Source organism: Pseudomonadota bacterium (assembly GCA_026390555.1).
In the GTDB taxonomy this organism is placed as follows: Bacteria; Bdellovibrionota_C; UBA2361; order UBA2361; family OMII01; genus OMII01.
Map to the genome: position 1 here is coordinate 1 of JAPLFS010000038.1, position 11,552 is coordinate 11,552.

11 protein-coding genes are annotated in these 11,552 nt (G+C 52.1%); 1 reads left to right on the top strand and 10 read right to left on the bottom strand.

Features of this window, described 5'->3' with window-relative positions:
- Together NTV65_05865 and NTV65_05870 are read right to left on the bottom strand one after the other, a co-directional pair.
- Positions 1–794, bottom strand: a 794-nt coding sequence (locus tag NTV65_05865; GenBank protein MCX6114724.1) for an NADH-quinone oxidoreductase subunit D, incomplete at its 3' end; no start/stop codon positions are given.
- A 16-nt stretch (positions 795–810) separates the two neighbouring features.
- On the bottom strand, positions 811–1,419 hold the full coding sequence (locus NTV65_05870; protein ID MCX6114725.1) for an NADH-quinone oxidoreductase subunit C: 609 nt from the start codon (positions 1,417–1,419) through the stop codon (positions 811–813).
- 324 nt (positions 1,420–1,743) lie between these two features.
- Here NTV65_05870 and NTV65_05875 point away from each other — a divergent pair, with 324 nt between their 5' ends.
- Positions 1,744–2,049, top strand: coding sequence for a hypothetical protein (locus tag NTV65_05875; protein MCX6114726.1), 306 nt, complete (start codon positions 1,744–1,746; stop codon positions 2,047–2,049).
- 17 nt (positions 2,050–2,066) lie between these two features.
- Here NTV65_05875 and NTV65_05880 read toward each other — a convergent pair whose 3' ends face one another.
- The 8 genes from NTV65_05880 to NTV65_05915 form a co-directional block, all read right to left on the bottom strand.
- Positions 2,067–3,221: an acyl-CoA dehydrogenase family protein gene (locus NTV65_05880; protein MCX6114727.1), complete on the bottom strand. Its 1,155-nt coding sequence runs from the start codon at positions 3,219–3,221 to the stop codon at positions 2,067–2,069.
- Positions 3,222–3,256: 35 nt separating this feature from the next.
- Complete coding sequence (locus NTV65_05885) at positions 3,257–4,117, bottom strand: IclR family transcriptional regulator (GenBank protein ID MCX6114728.1); 861 nt, start codon at positions 4,115–4,117, stop codon at positions 3,257–3,259.
- A gap of 268 nt (positions 4,118–4,385) precedes the next feature.
- Positions 4,386–5,141: a 4-hydroxy-tetrahydrodipicolinate reductase gene (dapB, locus tag NTV65_05890; protein ID MCX6114729.1), complete on the bottom strand. Its 756-nt coding sequence runs from the start codon at positions 5,139–5,141 to the stop codon at positions 4,386–4,388.
- Positions 5,138–6,031 (bottom strand): 4-hydroxy-tetrahydrodipicolinate synthase, encoded by an 894-nt coding sequence (gene dapA / locus NTV65_05895; protein MCX6114730.1) that lies wholly within the window; start codon positions 6,029–6,031, stop codon positions 5,138–5,140. Before dapA ends, dapB begins: the two co-directional genes overlap by 4 nt.
- A gap of 33 nt (positions 6,032–6,064) precedes the next feature.
- Entirely contained in the window at positions 6,065–6,652 is a 588-nt protein-coding gene (locus tag NTV65_05900; protein MCX6114731.1) for a hypothetical protein, read from the bottom strand.
- A 9-nt stretch (positions 6,653–6,661) separates the two neighbouring features.
- On the bottom strand, positions 6,662–9,106 hold the full coding sequence (rpoD, locus tag NTV65_05905; GenBank protein ID MCX6114732.1) for an RNA polymerase sigma factor RpoD: 2,445 nt from the start codon (positions 9,104–9,106) through the stop codon (positions 6,662–6,664).
- 166 nt (positions 9,107–9,272) lie between these two features.
- Positions 9,273–11,198, bottom strand: coding sequence for a DNA primase (gene dnaG / locus NTV65_05910; protein ID MCX6114733.1), 1,926 nt, complete (start codon positions 11,196–11,198; stop codon positions 9,273–9,275).
- A 43-nt stretch (positions 11,199–11,241) separates the two neighbouring features.
- Positions 11,242–11,552: GreA/GreB family elongation factor (locus tag NTV65_05915; GenBank protein ID MCX6114734.1), on the bottom strand; the 311-nt coding region annotated here is incomplete at its 5' end.

Consider the following 11,552-nt stretch of genomic DNA (forward strand, 5'->3'; position numbering starts at 1 on the left):
TAGCTTGAGTACGGGAAAGCCTTGCGCACATCGTAGTTAACCCCTGAGCCACGCAACATCGGGCCGGTCAGGCTAAGGCCAATAGCCTCCTCTGCAGTTAGAATTCCGATATCGCACATACGGTCGATAAATATTCTGTTCCTGGTAAGCAACCTATCGCTGTTGGCTAAATGCTCACGCACCTTCTTGAATGCGTCCTGCATCCTTCCTGCGAAGCCCTCTGTTAGATCATCCTTAACGCCCCCTACTCGACCGTAAGAGACGGTCAGTCGCGCACCGGTGACCTCTTCTATTAGGCCCCACAGAGACTCGCGCGCCTCCATCATATAGAGCATCACGGTAAAGGCTCCCAGCTCCATGGCTGATGCCCCAAGGCAGGTCAGGTGATCACTTACACGCGAGATCTCGGAGAGTATCACGCGGATATATTGTGCGCGCTTGGGTGCTTCAATCCCGAGTAATTTCTCTATAGTCAGGCACCACCCGAAGTTGTTAATTAGTGGGGAGACGTAATTTAGGCGGTCGGTGTACGGCATGACCTGATTGTAGTCTACCGTCTCACACATCTTCTCAAAGCCGCGGTGCAGATACCCAACATCGACATCGGCATCGATGATCTTCTCTCCTGAGAGCTCCACAACCACGCGAATAGTACCGTGCGTAGCTGGATGCGCCGGGCCCATATTAACGATCATCGACTCTGAGTGCAGGTCATCACCTAAAGCGCGTGGTCGAAACGAGGTAGTGATCCCACCCACTCCGACATCGACCTCTAAAAGCTTACCCTGTGTCATATTATAAATCTTGTAACTACTCTCTGCTGCCCTCAGCACTTTGGCTCTTAGGTGCGCTAACCTTAGATTTGCGAATGCTCACCAGCTCAGGCCGCTGCATCCTTCTCGCGGTATTCTCAACCTCCGGCATACGGAGCGCAATACGGGGCTGCTTGCCCTGTACCGGATAATCCTTTCTGAGCGGGTGCCCAATGAATTCATCGTACATAAGAATTCTGCGCAGATCGGGGTGCCCCGTAAAACGTATTCCGAACATGTCCCAAACCTCACGTTCAAGGAAGTTTGCTCCGGCCCAAAGCGTCGTTGCGGTGGCGATCTCGGGGCTATCCTCTGAGAGTGCGACCTTAATCGTAAGGCGCCACAGATTCGCAAGGCTTAGGAGCTGATAGACCACCTCAAAGCGCACCTCACGACTATCGAGCCAATCAACGGCGGTAATATCAACCAGCAGGTTAAAAGACAGCTCCTTAGAATCTCTGCAAAGGCGCAGAAGCTCTGCGAGGTTTGAAGCCTTCACTGTAAGTATCAGATCTCCAAGCTCAAGGACGCTCTCCTCGATTATCTCTGCGCATGTAGCAGTAAGGATCTGCTTTAGATCCTCTATAGAACGCCGCTCTCTCTCCATATGCGACCTTTTGTATCGCAAGCTCCGCTATCAGGCAATCGCACAAAGGGCGATCTGCTTACTTAATGGGGACTAATCCGAGCCTTTTCAAGCTCCCGTACACACAAGATAAAGCGGCATATGGGGAACTTTTAACGATGTTTTGCCCTCATTTGCGTAATGATCGGGCTTAAGGGTATAGTTATCCTCTGCCTTTGAGCAAAATTGCCAATTTATAACCAAGATAACTATTTTCCCGATCACGTCCGTCTGCGTTAGCCCCTATCTAAAGGGCGAGTTTGTGGAGCGAACTGGGGTGAATAGTTACTAACCAAGGAGTATTGAATGGAATCAACTGCTAGTTCTAAGAAGAAGCGATTAACCCCTTCGTCTATGAGCCAGATTCAGATCCTCAATGCCCTAGCACCGCACTCAACGGCAACACCGGACTCCCGGCGCCTACAAATTACAGAGATAGCACAGATAAGTGGCCTCGTAGATGAGAAGGAGACTCAACGTTTCCTCTTTATCCTTGAGGGCCAGAAGCTTGTTAGCCCCTTCCCTGAGGGGGATTTTACCTCAAAGGTCTGGCAGATTACAAATCAGGGCGTTCAAACCCTCCGTCATATATCGAGTTCGATTACGAACTAAGAAGCAGTAAAAAGCTCCTATCCCTTTAACATCTCACGCGCTATCACTATGCGCTGGATCTGGCTCGTGCCCTCATAGATCTGGAGCAGCTTTGCGTCACGCATTAGCTTCTCAACCGGATAATCCTTAGTATATCCGTATCCACCAAAGATCTGGACTGCATCGGTCGTAACGCTCATGGCGGAGTCAGCGCTAAAGCGTTTCGCCATGCTCGATTCAATTGAAGCTGGTTTACCCTGATCGATTAACCAAGCTGAGCGCCAGGTAAGCAGGCGCGAACTATCTATAACCGTCGCCATATCAGCGAGCATAAACTGAATACCCTGAAATGAGCTGATCGGGCTCCCGAACTGCTTACGCTCCTTTGAGTATGCAAGGGCATGTTCACAAGCGGCGCGCGCAATACCAACTGCGATACTGGCCGTCATTGGGCGGCTGGCATCAAGCGTCTGCATCGCTATCTTAAAGCCCTCGCCCGGTGCGCCGATCATGTGATCCTTCGGAACCTTCACGTTATCGAACGTTACGCTGCACGTATCCGAACAACGCTGCCCCATCTTGTTTTCGTGATGACCGACTGAGATTCCCACGGTCGATCGCGGCACAACGAGACAACAGAGGCCCTTATGCTTCTTAGTGCGATCGATCGATGCAAAAACAGTATACTGAGAGGCGTGCCCGGCGTTGCTGATCCACTGCTTTGCGCCGTTAAGGATCCAGTAATCACCACCATCTTCAACCGTAGTCTGAAGCCCTGCGACATCGGATCCTGCGCTCGGCTCGGAGAGACAGAACGAAGAAAATTCTCCACTAGCAGCGATCGGTTGGATAAAACGACGCTTTTGTTCCTCGCTTCCAGCCAACCTAATCGGTGTCAGCGCGAGGTCATTCGCCACCATAGAGGTTGCAAAACCGGCGCAGCCCCAGGCGATCTCCTCGATTACAAGACAAGCATCGAAGATAGAGAGCCCGGACCCACTCAGCTCTACAGGAATTGTAAGGTTAATAAGACCGAGAGCGTGGCTCTCTTTAATTACGGCAAGGGGAAATTCAGCTCTTTCATCGAGCTGCGCTGCGATTGGCCGGATCTTATCCAGCGCAAATCGCTGCGCAATCTCCCTTAATGACTCCTGCTCCGCCGATAAACCCGCTAAGCCCGATAATGGCAGCACGAGACCCCCTAACCTCTGTTAAGAATAGCTACTCTCTACTTACCGATGCGTGCAGCAGGTTGAGTAGGATTAGTAGTTGCACCTGTTGGTGGGGTGATTGAAGGCGTTGTTAGAGTAGCGGTTGTTACCTCTTTCTCTAACGAGGTTGAGAGGTTTGATTTAGTGGCTCCAAGCGCGGTCGAGAGCTGTAAAGCAGCCTCATCAATCTTGCTAGTGATCACATCAAGCTTGGCTCGATACTGTGGCACGAGCACCTCAATTGCCCCCATTACATCGCCGTTATTACCACGAACGATCCTGCTGATTGAAACCACATCGGCCTCAATAGCTCCACGGTCAATGATCTGACCGGTTGAGCGCAACTCGGAAAGCTGTGTTCTGATAGCAGCATCCTGAACGGTATTAGCAGCCAACACCTCAGCGAGCATACTATCTGAGAGCTGTGCGGTAAGAAGCCTTCCTGCTGCATTAAGCTTGGCAGAGAACGATACCGCGATACGTGCGGATGCCTTGACCGGGCGCTTAGCCTCGATGCTAATTGGAAACTGAACCTGGCCAGACTGTAGGATAGCTAGGCTTACGGTCTCACCGAGCGACTCTGAGAGCGCTCGCAGAATTGGTGTCCCACGACCAACTAGGCTGCTCTGCGCAAGGTACGACTGCCCCATCTGGAGCGCCTTTACTCCGAGGCGGTAATCCTCTGTCTCTTTATTCTGATCAACGTAGCCACGCAGCTCTAGGGTTGCGAGCAATCGGAACACGTTGTTCTTGTGAAGCTTAAGACGCTTTGAAAGCTCAGTTACCCCGACCTCTCCCGCCGCCTTGCATAGCTCCTCAAGAACGTCGAGAGCATGAGAAACTGATTGTATCATGTAGTTTGATTTCTCGCGCTTCATAGAATTACCTGTCCTGCTTTGTATAATATTTTAAACTTAAGCTTTTCGAGCCTCAGCTTGCGGCACAACAACTACCTAGACCCAACTATACTGTGAATAGGCGGACTCGCAATGCTGTTTTATAGTCCTATTTTGGGCTTATAACAGGGAGGTCATTAAAACACAACGCACTATTTTCAGGGGTTTGAAAGTTTTAATGCCTCTGACCACACTAACTTACACACTAACTTACACAGTAAGTTAGGGCCATGCGGATAGCTATGTCTACTTACTCCAGCAATAGTGAGCGAACCGAATATAGCCCAGGCTTTCTTCCCACCAGACGCTCCGCTAGGGTGAGAGCTCCAATCCCAAATACCCTTCGATCGTGCACTTTATGCGACAATTCCAAGCGCTCTCCATCACCTAAAAAGTAGGCCGTATGGTCACCTGGCAGGTCTCCACCGCGCAGCGAAACAACTCCGATCTCATCCTGCTGGCGCTGCCCCTCACGCCCAAATACTGGCCGTTGAGTCGGGGCGATGGCGGCTGAGACCAATGCGCGTGCCGTACCTGATGGGGCATCCTTCTTCATGCGGTGGTGTATCTCCATAACCTCTAGATCGAACGCCGCTCCAAGGATCTCAGCGGCTTGTCCAACCAGTAGCGCTAATACCGCCGCTCCAAGCGAGGTATTGGGGGCAACCAGCACTGGGATATGCTGCGCGAAGGCCACTATCTGCTCAACTTGCTCGGGCGTATGGCTAGTTGTGGCCACCGTTACCGGCACTCTATGCCTGGCGCACGCCTCCACTACCTGCAGAGAGACCTCGGGGGTAGAGAACTCGATTACTACATTACACCCTGCAAGTTGCTCTAGATCCTTTGAGTACAGCACCTCGCTACCGACCACCTGTGTTCCAAGCTTAGTAGATGTCGGCGAAACGATAGCTGCTTGCAGCACACAGCTCTTTGATAAGAGTAACGCCTCAATAACCTTTGAGCCCGTTCTTCCAGTTGCTCCAACAACGCCTATTTTTTTCATAGCATAAATTCCGCGCGCAGCGTTGCAAGGCTCGCTGCCGAGAGCGGCACGAGGGGTAGCCTGACCGTTGGTTCAGCGATAACACCGTGCAGCGCAAGCACTGTTTTTACCGGAACCGGATTTGATTCGATAAAGAGCGCCCTAATTTTTGAAAGCATCCCCAACTGCAACTTTCTAGCATCATCAATACGCCCAGCAGCATAGGCTGTGGTCAGCTCTACAAACTCCCTCGGCAGTACGTTAGCAGAGGCCGAGATAGCTCCACTTCCACCGTAGGCCAGGACCGCCAGCAAGAGGGAATCATCCCCAGATACAACCTGACAGATCGGCGAAACTGCCCTGATAATATCGGCCAATAGATCAATAGACCCGGAGGACTCCTTGATGCCCGCGATAAGACCCTCTCGACTAAGGGTTGCAAGCGTTGCTGCGGTAAACCCGACGGCGCTACGCCCCGGAATATTATATGCTATCAGTGGAATCCTGACCGCCCGCGCAATTGCCCTAAAGTGCTCTAGCAGCCCTTCCTGTGTAGGCCTGTTGTAGGGAGGTGCCGCAACCAGGATGGCATCGCAACCGATCCCCTTAATTAGCTTCGCCATCTCTATCGCCGCCATCGTTGAGCTAGTAGAGATCCCCGCAACACAGGACAGGCTGCCCTTGGTTCGCTCGCGAACAAAGGAGATGACCTCTCCGTACTCCTGCTGAGTAAGGGTTGATGCCTCACCGGTAGAGCCACATACCACTACCCCCTGCACCCCTGCAGCACGCTGTAGCTCAATTAATTTTTCAAGTGACCTGTAATCAACGGCACCGGCATCCCTAGTAAAGGGGGTAACGAGAGCTGTGAATACTCCGCTAAGACTAAATTCTTGGGTTTGCGCTGTCATGTGATTCTTCAGTTATATAAGTCGCACAACTGACTACTGCCGACCAACCGCCCCGTTATCCTCTGGCTCATCGTCTGACTCAACGTCACCAACTGCCAAGATAGTTACGTCGCTCTCGGCACCCTTAAAGACTACCTTAGCGACCTGCTTTATAACCCCATCAACGCTGCCCTGATTTTGAGGAAGCACCTGATAGAGGTAGGTCTTGCCGTTCTTGGCCGTAGAATCAAGAAAGGAGAAACTCGTTAGCCCATCAGGAGCCTGAATAGTTCTGCCGATCTTGCCCTGCGCACGCGCCTCTTTGCGTAGATCTTCACGAATCTTAACGTGCAGATCTTGTACGAAGCCTAACTCAACATATTCAATACTCGGATCGGTTTCATCACCACGCTCAACGATCTCTTTGCGTTGGATTACATAACCCTCAATCGACTTGAGCTCCTTACCACGCCGATCCTCCTCAGGAGCGACCCATATCAGCGCCACCTGTTCGTGGGTGGTCGTTACTTCAAGCCCCTCTACAGCCCGGGGCGCCAGCGCCTCGGGTGGTAGTGGTGCTAGATACTTCCCACACCCTGTTGCGGCAAATACCGTAATCAACACCAAGCAAAGGGTCCTCATGAGCAGTACCTACTTGTCCATAAAGCCGCGCAAACGCTTACTGCGGCTCGGGTGACGCAACTTACGCAGCGCCTTGGCCTCGATCTGACGGATACGCTCACGTGTAACGTCGAAGTTCTGACCAACCTCTTCCAGTGTATGGTCGCTCTTCTCTCCGATTCCGAAACGCATTCGCAGCACCTTCTCCTCACGTGGCGTAAGGGTCGCTAGAACCTTGCGGGTCTGCTCCTGAAGGTTCATGTTCACCACGGCGTTAGCCGGGGATACGACGCGCTTATCCTCGATAAAGTCTCCTAGATGGGAGTCCTCCTCCTCACCGATCGGGGTCTCAAGCGAGATCGGCTCCTTGGCGATCTTAAGAACCTTCCTGACCTTATCGATCGGGATCTCCATCTTTATTGCGATCTCTTCAGGGGTTGGCTCTCTGCCGAGCTCCTGAACAAGTTGGCGCGATGTTCGCACTAACTTATTGATCGTCTCAATCATGTGTACCGGAATACGGATGATACGGGCCTGATCTGCTATGGCGCGTGTTATCGCCTGGCGAATCCACCACGTTGCATAGGTCGAAAACTTATAGCCACGCTGGTATTCGAACTTATCAACCGCCTTCATCAATCCGATATTTCCCTCCTGAATCAGGTCAAGGAATTGCAATCCGCGATTGGTGTATTTTTTGGCGATCGATACCACCAGACGCAGGTTAGCTTCGATTAGCTGATCCTTTGCGATACGAGCACGAATCTCGCCATCCTTAAGGATTCGAACGCTATCGCCGAAACGACTAGCGGTCATCATGACCGCCTCCTCAATCTTCTGCACCGCAGCAAGGGTGCGCCTGAGCGGCTCCTCCCAATGCTTAAGATCGGTGCTCTTTAACTTGAGGCGCTTGCCGGCGCGCTTAACAGCGACCTGATCAGCTGAAAGCAGCTCTGCTAGCGAGTCGATCAACTCATCTGCCGTTGTTCCAAGCTTGCGTGCCGCCATCTCGACACCACGAAATAGTTCGCGACGTTCATCATCTGAGTCCTTGACGAGCTGAATCATCTTATGGAACTGCTTCTGGTTGAGATTAAGCTCCTCAATACGCGCAGCGTTCTTTGTCAGCATCCGTTGAAACTTCTTCTCGCGGTCTGATTCAAGCCGCTTCTCGATTGGAAGCTCTACCAGCTGTTCATACAGAGTCCTCGTCTCTTTGAGGGCCTTCTTGTACACATTAGCCTTAGAGATAAAGCGCCTCTTGAGGGCCTCATCCTCTTCGCTCTGGGCGGCCGGCTTCTGGCCGATCTCATTGCCGTTCTCATCGAACTTTGGCTCAGCCGCTTCCTCTTCCTCTTCCTCCTTGGCGCTATCGGGCTCGACCTCCTCCTCGGCAAAGAGATCGCGCAAACGAATCTGATCGTTCTTAACCAAATCAAATAGATTAGCAACGTAGTTGATTGCAACCGGTTGCTTTAGAAGTTGCTCGCGTATCGCAAGTAACCCGGACTCTATGCGCTTAGCAATCTCAACTTCACCTTCACGGGTAAGCAGGCTGACATTGCCCATCTCGCGCAGATATTGTCGAACTGGATCGGTGCTACGCCCTAGAGAAGCTGCATCTATCGCCTCTGGTGCCGCATCTGCTCCACTTGGTGAATCACCACTCTCCTCCTGCGGTCCGGCCGGTTGTTCAATAATATCGATGTCGTGCTCACCGAACATGCTCACGACCTCTTCGACCTGCTCCTCCGACATAACTTCGCCGGCGAGGGCCTCATTGACCTCATCCATGGTGAGGTAGCCTTTCTCCTTACCAACCTCAAGTAGCCGGCTAATACGGCTCTCAATATCACCACGCTCCTTCAGATCAACTGAGCTATCGATCTCGGAGAGCTCCGCCTCTACCGCAACCTCAAAGCCGGTCAACTCCTGCATCCCATCATCGATGTCACCGATCATTAGCTCACGGTCCGCGCCTGGTACTCCGATGCCATCACTATCCTTGCCCTTACGAGACTCCTTCGTTAGGGGTTTTATAAGAGGTTTTATTAGTGGCTTGTTACGCCCTGAATCTAGAACTGTTTCAAGTTTCTTTGCTGCTGAGCCGCTAGTCGCCTGTACCTTGGAGCCCTGTACCTTGGAGGCCTGTACCTTGGAGGCCTGTACCTTGGGGAGCTGCACCTTGGAAGCCTGTTCCTTAATGGCGCTTACTTTAGAAGGCTGTGCTGGCTTGGGTGCTTCCTTGGATCTCTTAAGAGCTGCGGCCTGATTAAGACGAGACTCCTCCTCACGACCACGCATACGCGCACGGGCCGCAACCTTGAGCTTGGAATCCTTCTTGAGTGTAGAGCTAATTTTTTTTACCTTAGCTTGCTTTTTAGCTCCGTGCCTGAGTGCGCTCTTTGCTTTCAGTTTTTCCCTTACTTTGCTAAGAATCTTACCCCTGCTCGCCCCACCTTTTTTTAATACCACTGATACCACTCCAAAATTGAATACCCCTCACCTGCATTGCAGAATGCCACATTGCATAGTGATGGAATAAGGCCACTTAAACTTTCATACTAATACGGAAAGACCCCCTGCATAGAGCTCGCACTACGCCGAAAGAAGGCTCCGTCTTCCAATAGATGTCGGGATACTAGCTATTTGGGCTCTGTAGGTCCACCCCCCGAACGTTCCCATCTATCTGAGTTTTAAGGGCCCTCATCCGTTCGGAGATCACAAGCTGCCTGTGCGGATCATTCTGCTCCGATAAAAGCTCCTGTTTGCACTCCTCAAGCAGCCCCCGTAGCTTCTCCCTACGAATGGCCCACAGGCTCTCCCGATAGAGGTCTCGCATACTTACCTCAGCTTTGACCATCTTATAGGCCTCCTTCCAGAGCCTAGTCCAGTCAGCCCCAAGAGCCTGTAATAGCTCCTTAACCGCCGATCGCTGCCGCTCCTCGTCATCCGGATGGGGTGCCAGCGCCGCACTCAGATCCATGACAAAACGGATCGTTTCGGGTTGCAGCATTTCACAGGCTTCGGGGTTCTTGAGCAATTCCTGGAGTACCTCCCCCTTAAGCACCATAACCGCACGCAACATATCGAGATCGATACGCGGGAGCTCTGCAGGACCTCGTAACACCACTGGACCCGACGCTGCCGCAGAAAGAGTGGCGGACTGAGAAACAGATTGTGGCTCGGTTATGCGAGCTCGCTCTGGGCTCTTAACGGTAGTGGCGGATTCAGTTCCTCTAGAGACCAGCCTTTCAAGCTGCGTAGTTTCAATTCCTAGTCGTCTTGCCGCGCGCGTTATTAGGGAGGCGCGCGCAACCTCGCGCTCAACGCCGCTTAACGCCTTGGCAACCTCTTCACTAAGTTTCCCCAAAAGATTTGGGCCAGGCTTCTCAGTTATTGAGCACCCTGCTCGCGTCAGCAATCCATCTATATAGGCATCGATTAGCTCCGCCTTTGGTAAAGCCTTGAGTGCAGCAGCTACACCCTCTCCATGCAGTGTTGCAAAATCATCCGGATCAACCTCATCAGGTAGAAAGCATGCTGCTACATCGACATCTGCGTTCTTCGCCGAAAGGAATGATTTAGCCGCCGCTGCACGCCCAGCGCTATCACCATCAAATAGTAAGTAAACACGGCTACACAGCCCTGAGAAGCGCTTTAAGTGCTGCTCTGTCATCGCAGTTCCGCAACACGCTACAACGTTATGCACCCCCTTCATGGCCAGCCCAATAACGTCCATGTAGCCTTCAACCACGTACACCTCGCCCAATTCGCGAATTGCGCCTACCGCCTGTGGGAGGCCGTAGATTGTGCGACTTTTCTGGTAAGTTGGGGTCTCTGGAGAGTTAAGATATTTGGGGGATTGTTGCTCGTAGGCCGGTTCCATAACACCTGGAATAACGCGCCCACCGAAACCAGCGATGCGCTTAGCATCAACAAAGATCGGAAAGATCAGACGCCCACGAAAGAGTTCGTACAGATCTCCGCTGGCGCTACGACGAACGAGCCCAGAGAGTAAGAGGGTCTCTTCATCGAACCCTGCTTGCTTTAAGGCCTGCACTAGTAGGCTGCGTTGATTAGGTCCGTATCCGATCCCGAAGGCGTTGATAGCATCAGCCGTCAGTCCCCGTTTCTTTAGGTAGGTCCCTACCTGTGCGAACTCTCCAACACCGCCCTTTACCTGCATTAGGGATCTTCGAAAAAATAGGTGTGCTGCGCTACAAACGCTATAGAGCTTCTCTCGGTCGACCGCTGGGGCAGCGGTTTTAGCGTTATCGTACTTCAGCTCAATTCCGAAACGTCCCGCCAGGTACTCAACTGCATCGGGAAATGTCATGGCACTATTCGCCATTACGAATGAGATCACGTTTCCCGATGCTCCGCATCCGTAACAGATGTAGCTGTTTGAGGAATCACGTACGAAGAATGAGGGCGAGCGCTCCGAATGGAACGGGCAGAGTCCGGAGTAATACATGCCGGCACGACGCAGCTTTACCGTCTCTGAAACGACATCAACGATATTTGAATCTGCTTTAACGCGTTCGATACTTTCTTGGGCAATCACGCGCGCAGGCTAGCACATATAAGACAAAGAGGACATTAAAGTGCTACGGCTTCCCTGCCGTTGTCTCTTCGACCGTCTCCTCATACTGCACGCTAATCTCTAGGATCTCGTACTCACGATCTCCTCCAGGCAGTACAACCTTGGCGATATCCCCGATCTCTTTTCCTATCAGGGCCTTACCTAAGGGGGCTTCAAACGAGATCCAGCCCTTCTCGATATCGGATTCCTCGGAACCGAAGATGCTGATAAAGCGTTGATCTCCTGAGTCGATATCCTCTATGCGTACACTCGCCCCAAAAACGACACGCGTTAATGTGCCGAACTTACTTGGATCGATAACCTCTGCCGTTGCAA